This window comes from Citrobacter sp. BDA59-3 (genome assembly GCF_015167655.1).
Classification (GTDB): Bacteria; Pseudomonadota; Gammaproteobacteria; order Enterobacterales; family Enterobacteriaceae; genus Phytobacter; species Phytobacter diazotrophicus.
Genome location: NZ_CP063427.1, coordinates 2,835,381 through 2,854,086 on the forward strand (window position 1 = coordinate 2,835,381; position 18,706 = coordinate 2,854,086).

Genomic DNA, 18,706 nt, shown 5'->3' on the forward strand with positions numbered 1-18,706 from the left:
ATGTGTCCCCTTTCAGGCAACTACTCAGGGCAAAGTACTGACGAATGAGATATCCCAGGCCGTGGCAATAAGCGAAATACTGACGACCAGACCCATAACAACAGGCACCGCTCTTTCCAGCTTTTCCATTGCTTGTCCCTCTCTTTCGTTCTTGTTGCGCCAGACTGCGGCAACAACGGATTTCCCTGGCCGAACGTATCGGCACTGGTGTGGCAAAGTAAAGTATAGAAAGGATCTTCCGTCCTGATAGACCTTTTTACATTTTTCCGCCGATTCTGATGCGTGTGCTTTAACCTTCTTCAATAGTATGTTGTAACTAAAGACAGGGAAAAGAAGACCCGGCGCAAGCCGGGTTCGTTACACGCTTAACAGAATGCCATTAGCACAGCGGTTTCACAGCCTGACGCATGCCTTGCAGCAGAATAGCGTCGAGATCCAGAGAAACCTGTTCTACCAGTCCACTGACTTGAGTCAGGTCCTGCTCCCAGTGTTCGCTGACCGACAATACCGCTTTTACCAGATCGCTGGTGCTGATCTGATGATCACCATGTTGGCCCCACAGTTGCTGGTAACGGGTGATCCAGTGGGCGTCATCCTGCACCGGATAGGCTTCGCCATTGCGGTCTGCACGGTAGAAAGCGATCAACGCGGCCAGCGCAAAAGTCAGGCGCGCAGGCAGTTTACCGGTAGCTTTCTGCCCCGCCAGTAGTTGCGGCAGAATGCGGGTACGGAATTTGGTCATGCCGTTCAGGGCGATAGAGAGCAACTGATGTTTGATATACGGGTTACGGAAACGCCCGGTCACCGCGCTGGCAAAGGATTCCAGCTCATCACGCGGCAGGTCGAGCACCGGGATGATCTCTTCATAAATCGCTTTCTCAACAAAGGCACAAATTTCGGTATCGTTCATGGCCTCGCCCACGGTATCAAGACCCGCCTGGAAGGCAACCGGAACCAGTGCGGTATGCGCGCCGTTCAGAATAGCGACTTTGCGTTCTTTATAGGGTTTGATGTCGTCGACAATCAGCACATTCAGCGGATATTTGTCCAGACGCAGCTCGGCGGCCAGTGACTGCGGCCCCTGGATCACAAACAGATAGAAATGTTCTGCGGTGTCGAGGAAGTTGTCATGGTAACCCAGTTCCGCTTCAATTTTAGCCACTTCATCGCGCGGATAGCCCGTTACGATACGGTCAACCAGCGTTGAGCAGAAGGTGTTAGCAGAATCGAGCCATGCCACGAACGCATCGCCCAGCGCCCAGTCCTGCGCATAGCGCAGCACCAGTTCACGCAGCGCGTCACCGTTGTAGTCAATCAGTTCACACGGGATGATGACCCAACCTTTATCTGCCGCGCCGTTAAAGTGGCTAAAGCGTTCGAACAGCAGACGGGTCAGTTTCGCCGGATAGCTCACCGCCGGTGCGTCATCGAATTTGTCGCCTGCGTGATAGCTGATACCGGCTTCGGTAGTGTTGGAGAAGACGAAACGCATCTCCGGGTTATGCGCAAGTTTCAGGAACTCATCGTACTGCCCGTAAACACTGATTTCACGATTCACGGAACGGATCAGGCGTGAGTCGCTGACCGCTTCGCCCTGCTCATTCAGGCCACGAATGATAGTGGTATACAAGCCGTCCTGGGTACTCAGAGAGGGCGGGAAGTCACTGTCGATAGGACGAACAATCACCACACCGGCATTGAGGTCAGTGTGTTCATTCAATAAATCGATCTGCCAGTCGACAAAGGCGCGCAGAAAGTTGCCTTCGCCAAACTGAATCACACGCTCAGGGTAAGAAGCGCCGGGGAAATCGCGACGGTTAACTGTGTTCACAATGGGTTCCTTTTTTGATTAGTCATACAACCTAGGAAGATTGGTCTAATAACTTACCAAACTTTTCGACCACGAACCCCTGTTTTGATCAAAGCGAGACAACATTTCCAACGGCAATCACAAAAATACAACACCCGTCACAAAAACATATAAAAGACGCACAATGCTACGCCCAGAAGGCCGTAATTCAGTACGTCACAGTGTTCATCAATATGATTTCGGATTTACCGACAGAAAGGGAGGAAAAGAAGAGGAAGTGGTCATTTTTGTTCCTTAAAAAATAACCACTATGCATTTTACATATTTTTAACACAACATCCCATGTCATGGTTTTTTGTTACAGCGCTAGCGTTCGCGATGGTTTTTCGTCTTCATGGCGTACATTTTGGCATCCGCATCTTCCAGCCAGGCTTTTATATCGCCGTTACCGTTATGATCGAACTCACTTACCCCCCAGGAAAAGGCAAGCTTCCAGGGTTTGCCAGAGGACAAGTTCCAGGCCTGAGTCTGCTCCACCAGATACTCCAGGGCAATCCACGCCCCCTGCTCATGGGTGTCGGAAAAAAGGACTGCGAACTCATCCCCACCATAGCGCACTAACAGATCCGCTTCCCGGAAGCTTGCGCGCATCACTTTTGCCATTGAGCGCAGCGCCTCATCGCCCTCGTTGTGCCCCCAGGTGTCGTTGATCTGTTTGAAACCGTCGAGATCCACCCACGCCAGCGCTAGCGGTTCAGCGCGACGCCGGGCGCTATTAATTGCAAATTTCACCAGATTATCAAACGCACGGCGGTTAAACAGCCCGGTGAGTTCATCGGTGGTCGCGGCACTCATCACCGCAAACTCATTTTCCACGATTAGCGCAAAATCTTTCAGAATATCCACCTCAGCGGATGAGAAAGCACGCGGAGTGCGATCGAGAAGGCAAAATGAACCGACCAGCGCACCGTCGGGCAGGCGCAGCGGGTAGCCCGCATAAAAACGCAGATGAGATTCTCCTGTTACCAGGGGATTATCACAAAAGCGCTCGTCGCTACCGGCATCGTTGACGATAAGCGGCGTTGTGCTGAGGATGGTGTGTCCGCAAAAAGAGAGATGGCGCGGCAGGCTTTCATGGGCGGTGCCGTCACTGGTTTTAAAATGCAGTGTTTTTTCACCCACCAGGGTCACCAGCGCGATAGGAACATTGAACAACCGCTTTGCCAGCCTCGTCAGCCGGTCGAAACGTTCATTAGTTCCTGTATCAAGCAACCCGGATTCGCGCAACGATGCCAGGCGTTTTTCCTCATCAAAGGGAATTGCAGGAGTTTTCATAAAGTGCCTATCTCGCTAGTCAGTATCGGCAGGTGTCCGCGATTATAAGACGTGATCGAGCGACCGATTCGCGGTGTACAGGATAAAGCTTAGCGTATTCAGCACGTTTGTCAGTGTGAGTAGATTTGATTTTTGCCGCGGCGTTTTGCTTTATAGAGGGCGTCATCCGCCGCTTTCAGCCAGTCCGTGACGTTTTGCATCCCCTGGGTCGCACTGGCAATGCCAATACTCAGGGTACAGTGGAAGGCATATTCCTGAGTTACGCTCATCACAGCGGCTGAATCCATAATTCGCCCGGCAACGGCGAGCGCCTCTTCCTGTGTAGTGTCAGGAAGCAAAATCACGAATTCATCCCCACCCAGGCGCGCCGGGGTATCGGTTTTCCGCGTCGCGGCATGCAGAATCTTCGACACCGTGACCAGCAACGCATCGCCCGCTTTGTGACCAAACCGATCGTTAACTTCTTTGAAATTATCGATATCGATGAACATCAGCATTGAATTGTGCGGCAGTTCACGCAGCTTATCCAGCTCATACTGGATGCGTTTTTCCAGCAGGCGGCGGTTGGCAATATCCAGCAGCGGGTCCATCATCGCAATGCGTTCCAGCTCGCGGCTTTTATTTCGTAGCTTTACGGCAATGTTGTCGGTTAATACGCTGAGCGCCAGCATATAGATGGCAATCAGGGGCAGCGTCGTGAACATGGTGCGCTGAGACACCTCAACATAAAAATTCATCCCCTGCGCCACCCAAGCCGCCGCAAAGGCAGCCAGCATCACCATCCCCGCTTTGCGCATCAGCTCGACGCCGCCCGCCGAGAGGCGATCGGCGAGCAGGATCGTAGCAATGACCACCGATGGCAGGGGGTTAACCGACATCATGGCTATCCAGAAGCCACCGGCACCGGCATCTAAGATCAGGTTTTGATGTTCCAGCGTCAGGGGGGTGTCGGAGCGGCGGGCACGAATAAATGCCAGCGTCGGCCAGATAAAGGCATTAGCGCCCAGTAAGAGTATCAGCCACAGGGGGCGATGGAGCTCCAGCAATACGGAGAGAATGGGAAAAAAACAGAGAAATGTCCCAAGAATACGCATCAGGTACATGCGTCTGACGAACCTGCCGCCAGCGATCCGCTCGCTTTTCTTCAAATTGTCAGATCCATTCATGGCGCAAATTTTTCCGATACATATACTCGGTTATAGTATTGACGAAGAAAATTTGTAGCAAGTAATTTAATAACTTATCTCAATCGTTTTACCTTCTAACAATACTCATTCGCGCTGTCGAGACAGGCAGACCGCTCTCAAAAACCGACTGAGGATTTTAATGTTTCGTCGATTGGCGTCTGGCGCATACTGGCGCAATTTCGCCCTGCATTTTTGGAGCGATAAAGATACTCATCCGCCTCAGCGAGTAATTTATTAAAAGCCTCCGTCAACGAGCCGGAAAGTACCTTTCCGTTGCTGACACCAATACTGACCGTCAGGCGCAGTGTCTGGTCATGCCAGTGGAAAGGATGCGCCTCAACCGACTTACGAAGCCGTTCAGCCAACAGAAAACCCTCCTGTGGACCGACCGTGGCAGCTATCACCGCGAACTCTTCGCCTCCCATCCGGGCAATAACCCCCTGCTCACCCAATTCCTGACGAACCTTCTGCGCAAACGCGGTGAGCATCCGGTCGCCGCACTCATGCCCGTAGTTATCGTTAACGCTTTTGAAGTAATCGATATCCAGTAGCATGACCGTCAGATGTTTGTTGGCAAAGCCATTACTGTCATGGTTGAGCACTTCATACATGCCAGAACGGGAGTAAACACGGGTCAGAAAATCGTAGTCCGCGCGCAAAGATACATGGCGCATCAAACGGTTGATGGTTTCCACACTGACAGAGACGATGACCGGACAAATTGCCATTGTGGCGATCCCCAGTCGGGCAGAAAACATGCGCGACATCTCCAACGGCGAGGCGACAAAAATATTGATCAACCCGTTGGCTACCAGGATGATTTCCAGCCCGCCGGTTATCAATGTCAGCAGGCAGGTCAGTGGCAAGGAGAAAGTGACGGCGCACCAGATAAGCGCTGGCAGAGGGAATGCCAGACTGCCCGCCCCCCCTACCCACACCGAGGCCAGTACGGAGACAATCAACGCCAGTACGGGCAACAGCGTCTTGCTATTTAAAGCCAGCCGCGTGTCCGGCCAGACGGCGGTCAGGATGCAAGGCAGGATCAGTACCCCCGTCGCAAACTGCTCGCTGAACCAGTCACCAAAGAGCATCAGGAAATCCTGGTTGATGACCACCCCCATCGAGCCGAAGGCACCGAAAAGCGCGCAGAGCATTGCCGACACCAGACAGTAGCCAAAAAGATTAAGCGCGTTTATGGGTTGCGGCGCATGACGCATAAGCCGCTGCTCGCGTTGCACCAGTTGCGCCATCGTTATGATAAAAACCATGTTAGAAAAATTAATCACCACCGATGACCAGCCCCACGAGGTGGTTATGCCGTCGTAGAGGATCATCGCCACAAAGCTCATCAGATAGTAAGGCCAGCGCTGTAAAAAAGCGTAACGGGCAAAGATCCCTGCCATCACTGCATTTAGCGGCCAGAAGAGCGAAAGCGCCTCGACCAGACGCAGCATCGCTCCAACAAAATAAAAGAGCGTGGTGATCAGAAAAATCACCGTCGCATTGATGAACGGCTGATCATTTCGCAGCAGGCGAAATGTGGGCGAAAAAAGAGCGCGCATTACATATCAATCCCAGGTAAGGATGTTGCAGGTCATTTCGACGCGACAAAGACGGCGTATAGCTTAACATGTAATGTCGATATAACAGGCCTTTAACATGTGTTTGCCGTTTAATTCATTAGTGTTATGAATTCATTTGCAGGACCAGCCAGTGATAAATCACCCCGACGATATAACGCTGCTGCACATCCGTGAGTTCAACACCGGCTGGAATACTGTGCCATTTTGCCAGACACCCCCGACAGCAGGTAGCCGTGGCATGCTGGGCAATAAAGACCGGATGTCCACGCATCGGCGTCTGTTTGCCGTCATTCTGCGGTAGCGCGGGGGCCAGGCGTTGAGTAACAAAATCAGCCGCGTGTGCCGCGATAACCTCTGCGCCCTTATCCACGCAGTACTGGCGCTCTTTCGCCCCCAGCCGAAAGCGGGAACGAAAAGTGGAGCGGGCAAGCCGCGCAAACAATGCGTCGTAGTCAGACATCAGTACACCGAACGCCCCAGTTTTTGGGTCAGCGCCTCCAGTAGGGCAATCCCCGCCAGTGAATTGCCCGCTTCGTCCAGTTCCGGGCTCCAGACCGCAATGGCCATCTCTTGCGGCACAATCGCGACAATGCCGCCGCCCACGCCCGATTTTGCCGGTAATCCCACACGCCAGGCGAACTCACCGGCATTTTGATACATGCCGCTGGTTGCCATCAGCGCGTTGACCTGGCGTGTTTGTTGCGGCGTTAATACCGGTTGAGCAAGATGCGGCGCCGTGCCTTTGTCGGCCAAAAAGAGAAAAGTCCGCGCCAGCTCGACACAGCTCATTTTCAGCGCGCAGTAGTGAAAGTAGTTTTGCAGTACCGTGGCAACATCATTATTGAAGTTACCAAAGGATTTCATCAGCCAGGCAATCGCCGCGTTACGCGCGGAGTGTTCGAACTCAGAGCGGGCCACCACGCTGTCGAACGCGATATCCGGCGTGGCGGAAAGCTTGCGCACGATTTCCAGCATCCGCTGGCGCGGGGCGCTAAGGCGGCTTTGCAACATATCGCAGACTACCAGCGCGCCCGCATTGATAAAGGGATTCCGCGGTTTGCCCTGCTCTATTTCAAGTTGCAAAAGAGAATTAAACGGCTGACCGGACGGGTCTTTACCGACACGCGTCCAGATTTCATCCTCCTCGTAATGGTTCATCGCCACCACAAGGCTGAGGACTTTTGAAAGTGACTGAATGGAAAAACGCTCATCGGCATCACCTGCCTGGAAATGTTCACCGTCGACGGTACAAATGGCGATACCCAATTTGTCCCCGCTGACGGTCGCCAGCGCGGGAATATAGTCTGCCACTTTTCCCAGACCTTTCAGCGGGCGTACCTGCTCAAGCAATGCCTCAAGTACGCTGTTATCCATGACTGTCGCCACACCCGATCCTTACTCGCAGCCGTAAAATGGGCTGCGAGTATAGCAAAAATCAGGCCGGGAGACGAAAGCGGGAAACAGCCTGCATCAACGCGTGAGAATCATTATGCAGTTGCACGGACGCTTCGGTAGCATCCGTGACCAGTTCTCCGGTGCGGCGCGCCACCTTATTGAGCGAATGCAAACGACGGGTCATATGATGAATGCTCTCCCCCTGGCTTAGGGTCGCCGTGGAGATATCGTTCAGTAATCCGCTAAGATGCCCGACCAGGCCGGTGACCTGTTGCAGATTATTTTCCAGTTTACTGACCGCGTGAGTACCGTCATTAATGCCCTGCAAAGAGTGGTTGATCAGTTGCTGGATGGTTTGCGTCGAATGGCTGCTTTTACGCGCCAGCAGCCCCACTTCTTTGGCTACCACCGCAAAGCCGCGCCCGTGGTTACCCGCGTGCGCCGCCTCGATGGCGGCATTGAGCGCCAGAATATTGGTCTGGAACGCCACCCCTTCAATCAATTCGACGATACCGCGCATTTCAGACGCCCGGCCCACAATCGCCTGCATCGACTGGTTTACCGTCTCCATCATGCTGTCGCCCCCCGCCGCCACTTTACGCGCTTCATCAGCACGTTCACTGGCAAGCTGGGCATAGCCGCTATTGCCTTCAACATGGGATTCAAGGGTCGCGATATGTGCCGTCACGTCCTCAAGCTCTTGTGCCTGGCGGGTCGATTGCTGATATAGCTTCTGATTGCCCTGCGCCAGGCTATCAATGTTATTCACCATCGAACGGGTGGCTTGACTCACCTGGCTGACCAGTTGCTGTAACCCGTGTTGCATGGTGTCGACGCTCAGGACAATCTGATCAATTTCACGGTTGAAGCGTTTGACCTCCGGCAATGGCGTGGAAAGGTCACCGGCCGCCAGGGTATTGATATGGGCAATAAGCCGACGTAGCGGTGAAATTACCCAGCGCGACATGCCAAACCAGACTGCAATGGCGATAACCGCCAACAGCACGGGCACCAGCACAAACACCTGTTGCAGGCGCGCTAACCCGCCCATTAAGGTCAGGCGACCCTCATCGGCCCGCTTTTCACTGGCCTGCTGGAAGCGCGCGTAGTTGTCGTTAAAATCGGCCTGAAACGCCTGAGCCGGAACGGCAAAGAACGCATCGGTTGAATTGGTTTTCACCAGCCCGTCGGCCTGTTCTTTTATCGCCCCGTAGAAAAGCTGGTAGCTGTTGATCAGCCCGTCATCTTTCGGTGGATTCATCGCAAGCCAGGCCTGCCAGGATTTCTGCGACGTCGCAAGCGCAGCCTGCGCCTCATCCATCAGGCTATGCCAGCTACCGTCAGAGCCGGTCTCTTTATCCTGCATAAAATAGACGCCTGCGCGGTTAAGCAGATCGCTTGCCGCCAGTAACGCCACGCGGGCTTCATCGACTTTTATCTGTTGCAGGTGGGTTTGTTGATTAAGTTGTTCGTTGTGCTGTGCATCGCGCAACGACAGGGTGAGAACGAAGGAGGAGGCAATCTGGAGTGCGGAAAAAAGTCCTATAATCCAGAAGATACCTGCCAGCAAGCCAAACTGCCGTGGTGTCAATTGCCGAAAAATTCGGCGGAAAATTTGCTTTAAGTTCATGATATTCTTCTATAACCTCACGATGCCCGCGAGTTTACGAAAGAAGTATGACGAAACCATGACATCCGCAGACGGCGCGCCCCCGGGAGGGCGCGCATACGATTACAGGCGATCTTTCCATACGGTTTGTACGTTACAAAACTCGTGCAGACCAAAATGCGACAACTCACGCCCAAATCCGCTTTTCTTCACACCACCGAACGCCACACGGGCATCGCTGGCGCTGTAGCCGTTAATAAAGACGCCACCACACTCCAGGCGGGCGGCAAAACCCTCTGCCAGCGCCATATCGGCGGTAAACACCGTCGCAGACAGACCGAAATCACTGTCATTGGCCAGTTCCAGCGCATGTTCCGCATCGCGCGCTACGGTGATGGCTGCCACCGGGCCAAACATCTCCTGACGGAAAGCGGTCATCTGTGGCGTCACATGCGTCAGCACGGTAGCCGGGTAGTAGTTCCCTGCCCCGGAGGGTTTGTCACCGCCGAGGGCCAGGGTTGCCCCTTCGCTGACCGTCGCCAGTACCTGAGCGTGCAGTTCATCACGCAGGTCGTAACGCGCCATCGGGCCAAGGTAGGTCGCCTCATCCAGCGGTTCGCCCTGGGGTAAGGCCGCCGCCGCCGCGATAAATTTCTCCGTGAAGGCATCGGCAATGCTGGCTTCAACAATAAAACGTTTAGCCGCCGCGCAAACCTGCCCGGTGTTCTGATAACGTCCGGCCACTGCTGCTTTCACGGCCAGATCGAGATCCGCATCACCGAGGACAATAAACGGGTCGGAACCGCCCAGTTCGAGCACACATTTTTTTAGCGCGGCGCCGACCTGAGCACCAATCGCCGCCCCGGCACGCACACTGCCGGTAACGGTTACCGCCGCAATGCGCGGATCGTTAATCGCCTGGCTCACGCCGTCGTTGGTGGCATTCACCCAGCCAAAGACACCCTGCGGCACCCCGGCTTCGGTAAAGATTTTGCCTGTCAGCGCCGCACAACCCAGCACATTCGGCGCATGCTTAAGCAGATAGCTGTTGCCCGCCAGCAGAATCGGCACCGCACCGCGCAGCACCTGCCACAGCGGAAAGTTCCACGGCATCACCGCCAGAATCGGCCCCATCGGACGGTATTCAATGGTCGCCCGATTGTTTTCAACCTGGGTGGCTTCTGAACCCAGCATCGCCGGGCCGTGTTCGGCGTACCAGTCACACAGGTTGGCGGATTTAGCGACTTCGCCGCGCGCCTGGGCTATCGGTTTGCCCATCTCTTGTGAAATCAATTGCGCCATCGCTTCGCCGTGACGGCGCAATACCTCACCGACCGCACGCAAAACCTGCGCACGCTCATTGACACTTTTTTGCCGCCACTGGCGATAGCCTCTGGCGGCAAGTTCCAGGGCAGCGTCGACGTCTTCACGGCTGGCCCAGGGGGTAGCCGACAGGGTTTCTCCGGTCGCCGGATTCACGGAAATGGCATGGGTGGCAGATGAAATAGACATAATTCTCTCGCTTTCGCTGTTCAGGTATTGCGCTATCGTCGCTGAATTTGTTATTCCTGAAAACTGAATAATATTAACTTCACTATTCACGAATGGAGAACACCATGGATTTAACGCAGCTTGAGATGTTTAACGCCGTGGCGCAGACCGGCAGCATTACCCAGGCCGCGCAAAAAGTGCACCGTGTGCCGTCGAACCTGACCACCCGCATTCGCCAGCTTGAGGCCGACCTGGGGGTGGATCTCTTTATTCGTGAAAACCAGCGTCTGCGTCTTTCCCCCGCCGGGCATAGCTTTTTGCGCTACAGCCAGCAGATCCTCGCGCTGGTTGATGAAGCGCGTATGGTCGTGGCCGGGGACGAGCCACAAGGGTTGTTTTCGCTCGGCTCGCTGGAGAGCACCGCAGCAGTGCGTATCCCTGCCACACTGGCGAAATATAATCAGCGCTATCCGCGCATTCAGTTCGATCTGGCTACCGGGCCTTCCGGCACGATGATTGATGGTATTCTTGATGGCACGCTGAGCGCCGCCTTTGTCGATGGGCCGGTGATGCATCCCGGTCTGGAAGGCATTCCGGTCTACCGTGAAGAGATGATGATTGTCGCCCCGCACGGCCACGAACCGATCACCCGGGCCGCCCAGGTGAATGGTTCCAGTATTTATGCGTTTCGCGCCAACTGTTCCTACCGCCGCCATTTTGAGAGCTGGTTTCACGCCGATCAGGCTACCCCCGGGAAAATCCACGAAATGGAGTCCTATCACGGCATGCTGGCCTGCGTGATTGCCGGTGCCGGACTGGCGCTTATTCCGCGCAGCATGCTGGAAAGTATGCCCGGTCACCACCAGGTCGGCGCCTGGCCGCTGGCGGAAAACTGGCGCTGGCTGAACACCTGGTTGGTGTGGCGGCGCGGTGCGAAAACCCGCCACCTGGATGCCTTTATTGAAGTGCTGAAAGCCGATCCGCAGTCAGCCGTTTTTCCATAAAAATACTGAGCGGATCTTCTGCATAAGGGGCAAAAGCCTCCCGCCGCTGGTATCCGCAGCGTGTATAAAGACGAACTGCCGACTGCTGTTTAATGCCCGTCTCCAGGCGCAGCGTATGGCACTCGCGCGCAACGGCCGCCGCCTCCAGGGCATTCAGCAGTTTATCCCCCAGTAGCTGACCGCGATGGCGCGCATCGATATAGACCCGCTTCATCTCACCGGTACCATCGTCGTTCAGCACAATGGCGCCGCAGCCGACCATCTCTCCGGACGTATGTACGATGGCTTGCATGATTACGCTCTCAGGTGGCAGGGTTGCCAGATCCAGCAGGTGATTACTCTCGGCCGGATAGAGCTGGGTTTGATAAGCATCCAGGGCGGCAATCAGAGTACGAATGCCCGGCTGGCTCGCCGAGGCGGGGATAAAGGTATACATGGGCTCTCCTGTTATGGTTCTGTTAAATTACGCGCAAACCCTGCTCACTCCGCCATACAATTAACTTATATATCCCTGTCCGGATTGCATAAATCGCGCCTGCGGCGGTAATTTACGCTCACGCGTAATCCTGATAACGGAAGAGAAATGAATACCAGAGCCCGCAAAGTGATGATCATCGGTACTGGCAATGTTGGCGCATCGGCGGCTTACGCCCTGCTGAATCAGAACATCGCCGAAGAGTTGATCCTTGTTGATTTGAACCGCGATCGCGTTGAAGGCCATGTGCAGGATCTGGCGGATGCCGCCGCGTATATGCCGGGCATGATGCATATCACCCGGCGCGACGCCGCCGACTGTGCCGATGTGGACATTGCGGTCATCACTGTCTCCGGCGGCCCGCTTAAACCGGGGCAGACCCGCCTGGACGAGCTACAAAACACCGCGCGTATCGTTAAAAACATTGTGCCGCAGATGATGGAAAACGGCTTTAATGGCATCTTTCTGATTGCCACCAACCCCTGCGACATCATCACCTGGCAGGTGTGGAAACTCTCTGGCCTGCCGCGTAGCCAGGTCATTGGTACCGGCGTGTGGCTGGATACCACCCGGTTGCGGCGCGCGCTGGCGCAGACACTGGATATCGGCGCGCAGAGTATTGATGCTTTTATCCTTGGCGAGCATGGCGACACCCAGTTTCCGGTGTGGTCGCACTCGTCGGTCTACGGTTCGCCGATTGCCGATGTCTGGAAGCGCCGTACCGGGCAGACGATCGATTTTGACGGACTGGCGGAGAGCGTGCGCAAGCACGGTTTTGAAATTTACGCCCGTAAAGGCTGCACCGAGTACGGTATTGCCGGGACGATTGCGGAAATCTGCCGCAATATCTTTACCGGAAGCCACCGCGCGCTGGCGATCTCCTGCGTACTTGACGGTGAGTATGGCGTAAGCGACGTTGCTATCGGTGTCCCTGCGGTCCTGACCCAGAGCGGCGTACAGCAGATTATTGAGTTGCAGCTTGAAGAAGACGAAGTGGCGAAATTCAACCACTCCGTATCGGTAATAAAAGCCAATATCGCGCGCCTGCCCTGAGGGCGTGCTGTCGAAAATAATCCTGCCTGCGTCCAGCGCAGGCATTTTTTGATCGCCAAAACAGCTTATTATCATTTCAAAAGACAAATTCCCGATAAATAAAATTGTTTTTTTTACACAACCTCATCTCACAAGTCGTGCAAAAGAAGGTCTGATAACATCACTACCAGATTTATCCAGGTCCGTGAAACGTATTAAGGGATTTTTATGACCAGTGAAGATAACAATGAATACACGTTAGTTGATGAGAAAGGGATTCCGGTTATTGATGTAAGACAATGCCCCTCTTTCCCTGACGATGTGCTTTACGACATTACCGACCCCATCGAGCTTAAGCGTATGAGTGCTCTGGCCGCCCAGGCATGTCAGGGTGTCATTAATACGCATGGAAAAACCGTCGAACTTATTTTCAAACCACATATTCAGCAAGGTCTGAAAGACGGGACTTTCAAAATGATGCAAACCACCGCCGGAGAAACGCTGGCAGATGTTGTGCATACAGGCGGGAAACAGGCCGGTAAAATCGCGGGAAAAGCACGGATTATTGAAGGCGGGAAACTCAAGCAGATCGCCAGTGGTTCTTTTCAACTCATAAGTCTGATGGTTGCCCAGGCGCATCTGGCAGACATTAGCCAGAATCTGGCCGAAATCAAAGAGTCCGTAGAAAAACTGCACAACAAAATAGATAACACCCACCTGGCGCGCATTGAAGGGCGAGTTCATTATCTGGAGGGGCTGGTAGAAAAACTCCGCCGTGGCGATTTTGATTACGATGTGTCATTACAAATCAAGAATAAAATCGAAGACACAGTAGCAGATGCCTACGAGTGGCAATCGATCCTGTTCGCTGATTTGAAAACGCTTCAAGCTTCCGCCAGGGCCTTAAAAGATTCCGATACCTTTGGCACGGGTGATACTTATCAAAAGTTAAAAACGATCGCGGAAGGCATAAATCCTTTAGTTCAGCGCAGAAATGTTTTGTTAAAGCTGGCCGCCCTGTTAGCCTGGATTCAGGCGTGCATTGATCCCACGAACAAAGACTTCAGCCAGTTTGACCTGCAACGCAAAGCGTGGGAAGAGCAACTCACCAACTTTATCTTTACCATCAATGAGAAAGCAGCGGCTTTTCTTTCCAGCTCAAGATTTAACAGCGAAGAGATGCTCGTACATCGTCGTTATTTTATTGCGACAACCCTGGAGTCGGCCAAAAATATTGCTGCTCAAAGTCATGCCCATTACGAGACCTGTCTATTGCAGCTTAAGAATAACCACCGTCGGATCCTGACAGAAAATGGCAAACTTCGTCTCGCGGTTTCCCATGACGAGCAGGGAAATATGTTGAAAGCGGCGGTCATTGATTAACGCTGCCCGAACACAAATCAGTTGAAAATAAACTGACGGCATGGCAATGAGCACGCCGTCTGTTTATCAAAGTAAAAGAGCCTGATCCGAGTGGAAATTAACTGGCGATGGTTAACCGGGCAGGTAATACGGCAAGTTTCTGGCGGATATCGTCACCCAGGTGACTGTCGGTGACAATATCCGTCAGTGAATCAAGACGGGCGACGTTAAACAGCGACCACGCCCCGTATTTACTGCTGTCGGCCAGCAATACCCGACGCTGCGCATTATCAATCAATGCCCGTTTCAGCGCCGCCTTCTCTTCGGTTGGCGAGGTGATGCCTTTTTCCAAATCCCAGCCGTTGCAGCTTACGAATGCCAGATCCGGCCAAATCCCCTGCAACAGTTTACGGCCATGATCGCCGATGCAGGACTGGCTGGTGTCATCAATACGCCCACCAATAATTGTCACTTCGATCTGCTTAAACTCGGAGAGGAACAGCGCAATGTGCAAATCGCTGGTGATCACCCGCAGCGGCAGATGCGTCAACTGACGAGCGAGTTCAATCATGGTGGTACCGGCATCCAGGACAATCGCGTCACCGGCTTTCACCAGCGACGCGGCCGCACAGGCGATGGCATGCTTTTCCGACAGGTTACGCTGCATTTTCTCATGCGTCGTCGGCTGCGAGGGGATAAACCGGTTAAGGGTAACGCCGCCGTGTGAACGGCTTATCACCCCTTCCTGATCGAGTTTGATCAAATCGCGGCGAATGGTGGCAGGAGACGCATTTGTGATGGTCACCAGTTGGTCTACCGTTACCAGATTATGGCCTTTCAGATAATCCATAATCTGTTCTAACCGGTTATATCCCTTCATATTATTCTCGTGTGATTTGCATAGCTAACTGGATGGAAACCGCCATGCTCTCCGGTTTCGCTTTTCCGGTCCAGGCGATATCAAAGGCGGTGCCATGATCCGCAGAGGTACGGATAAACGGCAAACCAGCAGTGATATTAACCCCATCGTAAAAGCCCAGCAATTTTAACGGAATATGTCCCTGATCGTGGTACATCGCCACCACCATGTCGTACATGCCTTCGTTGCACTGCATAAAGACCGTATCTGGCGGGCACGGGCCGTAAACATTGATTCCTTCGGCTTTCATGGCCTCAACCGCCGGACCTACGGTGGTGATCTCTTCATCGCCAAACAGACCATTTTCTCCGGCATGCGGGTTCACACCGGCCACCGCGATACGCGGGTTTGCAAAGCCAACGCGCTTAAGGAACCTGTCCGCCACACGAATCACCGTCTTGATGCGATCCTGATTCAGGGTATCAAGGAATTTACGCAGCGCGATATGCGTAGTGACATGAATCACTTTGAGTTTGTCGGTATAGAGCACCATCGCGTAGTCATTAATGTTGGTCAGTTTCGCCAACAGCTCAGTATGTCCCGGATAGTGGTGACCGCCTAAGTGCAGTGCTTCTTTGTTCAGCGGTGCGGTGGCAATGGCCTTCACATCGCCGGCCATCGCCAGTTCGGTCGCACGACGTACGCAGCGGTAGGCCAGATCGCCTGCCTGGGCTTGTACTTTACCGGGTTCCAATGCCTGCGGATCCGCCAGCGGTTCATCCAGCACGTTAATCACGCCAGGGGCAAAATGGGCGTCGCTGACCTGGTTAATAATGCGCAGTTCCGCATGCGGCGTGATGTTCAGCGCCAGGATACGGTTAAACGTTTGGGCACAGCCCACAACCACAACCGGCGCCCCGGACAGTTCCCCTTCGACCAGCGATTTAATAATAATCTCCGGACCAATCCCCGCAGGATCGCCCATGGTTACGGCAATAATGTTAGTCACTCGACTTCTCCTCAATAAAATTCAAAACCTTGCGCAACGTGGTTTCGTCGCCGAAACCGCCCGCTTTGGTCATCACTGGTCGTTGCCATTCGCAACCTGAAAAATATCCCCAGGGCACGCAACCTGCGGCGCGCCCACGAATCTGAAACCCTTTTGCCCCGAGCGCCCTGGCGACCGCTATCGCCACATCACCACCCGAGAGATAGAGACCGTCAGGCGTACTGTGTTGCAGCACATCGCGGGTAAGTGCGCCTAAATAATCACAAATACGCTCGCCGCACTCAGCGCGGCCCACTCCCCAGCGCTCGCACAGCGTCGCCACCTGATGGCGCGCCTGTTCATCCGGGCAGGTATGGACCAGGCAATGGCGTCCACCGTTAAGCGCGGCGACAATCGCGGCGCGATAATCGGTGGCTGACGACTGAAAGACGTCATTAATATCAACAAAGATGTGTTCGCAGCGTGGATGCTGCGCGGCTATGCTCACCTGTTTTTGAGCGATTTCACTCATTGAGCCGACAACCGCCAGTACTACCGGCTGTTTTTGCGGCGCCAGACGGCGTGACAGGGCATCACACAACCCGGCGGAACCGACCAGCAGCGGCCTTTCACTCGCCTGCATGGCATGGGTGATGACGTCATCCAAATCGGCATCCGTTTGCGCATCCACCACCAGCAGCGCCGGGACTTGCGCACTGCCACTCAAGAGCGCGACGGGCAACTGCGAGGGTGTGATGTTCTGACTATGCCCGCTAAAGAGCGCGCCCACGTCCGCACAGGTAATCGGCGTTTTCGGATCGCTGGCAAACTCGGTGTCGGTAAGGAGCACGCCATTGACCAGGCATTTCCCCTCGCGGGTAATGCGCCCTGCCGCCGGAAATGCCGGGGCGATAATCACTGCCTTTGCACCCGTAATCCGCTGCATGGCCATCACTTCCGCCCCCGGATTACCGCGCAGCGTGGAATCTATCTTTTTCACCAGCCACGCGGGTGAAGAGAGACGCAGTACGCTTTCGGTCAGCTCGGCGACTTTCTCGTACGCCGCCGTCGCCGTCATCGCCCGGCTGTCGCTGTTATAAATGAGCGCCTGCGCATCACTTTGATATGTCGCTTCCAGTGCCACTTCTACCCGCATCCCTGCCTGCGCCAGGCTCACGCCCGCATCATTCGCGCCAGTGAAGTCATCGGCCAGAATCACCACTTGCTGGACCGCGCTTTGTTTGTTCATCCCTACTCCGCGTCGTTACGTTCTGGTTATGATTATATTCAATCATAATTGATTATATGTGAGCAAGATCAACTTATTTAATTTGCGAATAAATTATAAATTTATGCCATACAGTGACCGTGATTGAAAAAAGATGATTGAGTTCAATCACCACAAAGACAGACAGGAGAACGTTGTGGTAACAATAAACAGCACCCTGATAAGCGGCGCAGGGGCCATTCCCGCTATCGCGCCTTTGCTTACGGGTAAAAAGAAACTCTTACTGGTCAGCGATGGCAACGTCATCAAACTTGCCGCAACGCAGCACATTCTGACGCTGCTCCAGGCAGAAGGCCGACTGGTACAGATTATTGACAACGTACCGCCGGAACCCAGCCAGCATGATGTCGCCCGTATTCTCGCCGATGCGCCAGACGCGGCATTTGATCTGGTCGTCGGTATCGGCGGCGGCAGCGTTCTCGACGTCAGCAAACTGTTATCGGTACTTTATCACCCGAGCTCTCCTGGCCTTGACGCCCTGCTGGCCGGGGAAAAGCCGACCGCACGCGTACCGTCTTTATTGATTCCGGCCACCGCCGGGACCGGCTCCGAAGCTACACCGAATGCGATTCTGGCGATCCCGGAACAGAACACCAAAGTGGGGATCATCTCTCCGGTGCTGCTGCCGGATTATGTCGCCCTGCTGCCGGAACTGACCACCAGCATGCCTGCGCATATCGCCTCTTCTACCGGTATTGATGCCCTGTGCCACCTGATCGAATGTTTTACCGCCACGATCGCCAACCCGGTAAGCGATAACGTCGCCCTGACCGGTCTGCGTAAGCTTCTGCACAACATCGAAACCGCCGTCAGTGAGCCACACAACCTGACCGCGCGCCTCGAAATGTTGTGGGCCTCTTATTACGGTGGTGCGGCGATCACGCATGCGGGTACCCATCTGGTACATGCGCTCTCCTACCCGCTGGGTGGCACATACCACCTGCCGCACGGTGTCGCCAATGCCATTCTGCTGGCCCCCTGCATGAAAGTGGTGCGCCCGTACGCCGTCGAAAAATTCGCGCAGGTGTGGGATCTGGTTCCGGGCGCGGATACCACGCTCAGCGATGAGGATAAATCCCACGCGCTGGTGAATTACTTTGCCGCGTTGGTAAAACGCCTCAACCTGCCGGACAACCTGGAAGCGCTGGGGGTGCCGCGCGCGGATATTCCGTCGCTGGCCGATGCCGCCCTGAACGTTAAGCGCTTAATGAATAATGCCCCTTGCACTGTTGATCACGCCGCCGTGCAAGCGATTTACCAGACATTGTTTCACTGATTTTTCATGGAG

At 54.3% G+C, this 18,706-nt stretch carries 16 protein-coding genes; 4 read left to right on the forward strand and 12 right to left on the reverse strand.

The window, feature by feature from the left end:
* Positions 1–379: 379 nt before the first annotated feature.
* From IP582_RS13230 to sad, 8 genes are all read right to left on the reverse strand, one after another.
* Positions 380–1,831, reverse strand: coding sequence for a tagaturonate reductase (locus IP582_RS13230; protein ID WP_039078944.1), 1,452 nt, complete (start codon positions 1,829–1,831; stop codon positions 380–382).
* A gap of 345 nt (positions 1,832–2,176) precedes the next feature.
* The gene (locus tag IP582_RS13235; protein ID WP_193793446.1) at positions 2,177–3,145 is read right to left on the reverse strand and encodes a sensor domain-containing diguanylate cyclase; all 969 of its coding nucleotides are present in this window, start codon (positions 3,143–3,145) and stop codon (positions 2,177–2,179) included.
* 110 nt (positions 3,146–3,255) lie between these two features.
* On the reverse strand, positions 3,256–4,248 hold the full coding sequence (locus tag IP582_RS13240; RefSeq protein WP_228007891.1) for a sensor domain-containing diguanylate cyclase: 993 nt from the start codon (positions 4,246–4,248) through the stop codon (positions 3,256–3,258).
* A gap of 200 nt (positions 4,249–4,448) precedes the next feature.
* Entirely contained in the window at positions 4,449–5,894 is a 1,446-nt protein-coding gene (locus IP582_RS13245; RefSeq protein WP_193793448.1) for a GGDEF domain-containing protein, read from the reverse strand.
* 124 nt (positions 5,895–6,018) lie between these two features.
* Positions 6,019–6,375: a DUF4186 domain-containing protein gene (locus IP582_RS13250; RefSeq protein ID WP_193793449.1), complete on the reverse strand. Its 357-nt coding sequence runs from the start codon at positions 6,373–6,375 to the stop codon at positions 6,019–6,021.
* Complete coding sequence (gene glsB, locus IP582_RS13255) at positions 6,375–7,301, reverse strand: glutaminase B (protein ID WP_039078938.1); 927 nt, start codon at positions 7,299–7,301, stop codon at positions 6,375–6,377. The genes IP582_RS13250 and glsB overlap by 1 nt, the downstream gene beginning before the upstream one ends.
* Positions 7,302–7,350: 49 nt before the next feature.
* A complete protein-coding gene (locus tag IP582_RS13260; protein WP_193793450.1) occupies positions 7,351–8,940 on the reverse strand; it encodes a methyl-accepting chemotaxis protein in 1,590 nt (529 codons plus the stop codon).
* Between the two features lie 102 nt (positions 8,941–9,042).
* A complete protein-coding gene (gene sad / locus IP582_RS13265) occupies positions 9,043–10,431 on the reverse strand; it encodes a succinate-semialdehyde dehydrogenase (RefSeq protein ID WP_193793451.1) in 1,389 nt (462 codons plus the stop codon).
* Positions 10,432–10,535: 104 nt separating this feature from the next.
* Between sad and IP582_RS13270 the strand changes: the two genes are divergently transcribed.
* Positions 10,536–11,414, forward strand: coding sequence for a LysR family transcriptional regulator (locus tag IP582_RS13270; protein WP_039078935.1), 879 nt, complete (start codon positions 10,536–10,538; stop codon positions 11,412–11,414).
* Here the strand turns inward: IP582_RS13270 and IP582_RS13275 are convergent.
* Positions 11,368–11,850, reverse strand: a complete 483-nt coding sequence (locus IP582_RS13275; protein WP_193793452.1) for a GNAT family N-acetyltransferase — start codon at positions 11,848–11,850, stop codon at positions 11,368–11,370. The two genes, IP582_RS13270 and IP582_RS13275, sit on opposite strands and share 47 nt — an antisense overlap.
* A gap of 147 nt (positions 11,851–11,997) precedes the next feature.
* Between IP582_RS13275 and IP582_RS13280 the strand changes: the two genes are divergently transcribed.
* Together IP582_RS13280 and IP582_RS13285 are read left to right on the forward strand one after the other, a co-directional pair.
* Positions 11,998–12,942 carry an L-lactate dehydrogenase gene (locus IP582_RS13280; RefSeq protein ID WP_193793453.1) on the forward strand — a complete coding sequence of 315 codons (945 nt, stop codon included), beginning with the start codon at positions 11,998–12,000 and terminating at the stop codon, positions 12,940–12,942.
* Positions 12,943–13,149: 207 nt separating this feature from the next.
* Positions 13,150–14,304: a hypothetical protein gene (locus tag IP582_RS13285; protein WP_193793454.1), complete on the forward strand. Its 1,155-nt coding sequence runs from the start codon at positions 13,150–13,152 to the stop codon at positions 14,302–14,304.
* 97 nt (positions 14,305–14,401) lie between these two features.
* Here IP582_RS13285 and IP582_RS13290 read toward each other — a convergent pair whose 3' ends face one another.
* Genes IP582_RS13290 through IP582_RS13300 form a run of 3 tightly spaced genes read right to left on the reverse strand, consistent with a single transcriptional unit; the run spans position 14,402 to position 17,379 of the window.
* Positions 14,402–15,163 (reverse strand): DeoR/GlpR family DNA-binding transcription regulator, encoded by a 762-nt coding sequence (locus IP582_RS13290; RefSeq protein WP_115464669.1) that lies wholly within the window; start codon positions 15,161–15,163, stop codon positions 14,402–14,404.
* 1 nt (position 15,164) lies between these two features.
* Positions 15,165–16,151, reverse strand: a complete 987-nt coding sequence (locus tag IP582_RS13295) for a D-threonate 4-phosphate dehydrogenase (protein ID WP_079498240.1) — start codon at positions 16,149–16,151, stop codon at positions 15,165–15,167.
* On the reverse strand, positions 16,144–17,379 hold the full coding sequence (locus tag IP582_RS13300) for a four-carbon acid sugar kinase family protein (protein ID WP_193793455.1): 1,236 nt from the start codon (positions 17,377–17,379) through the stop codon (positions 16,144–16,146). The genes IP582_RS13295 and IP582_RS13300 overlap by 8 nt, the downstream gene beginning before the upstream one ends.
* Positions 17,380–17,554: 175 nt before the next feature.
* On the opposite strand from IP582_RS13300, the gene IP582_RS13305 reads away from it, so the two are divergent.
* Complete coding sequence (locus IP582_RS13305; RefSeq protein ID WP_193793456.1) at positions 17,555–18,694, forward strand: iron-containing alcohol dehydrogenase; 1,140 nt, start codon at positions 17,555–17,557, stop codon at positions 18,692–18,694.
* The last annotated feature ends 12 nt before the right edge of the window (positions 18,695–18,706 follow it).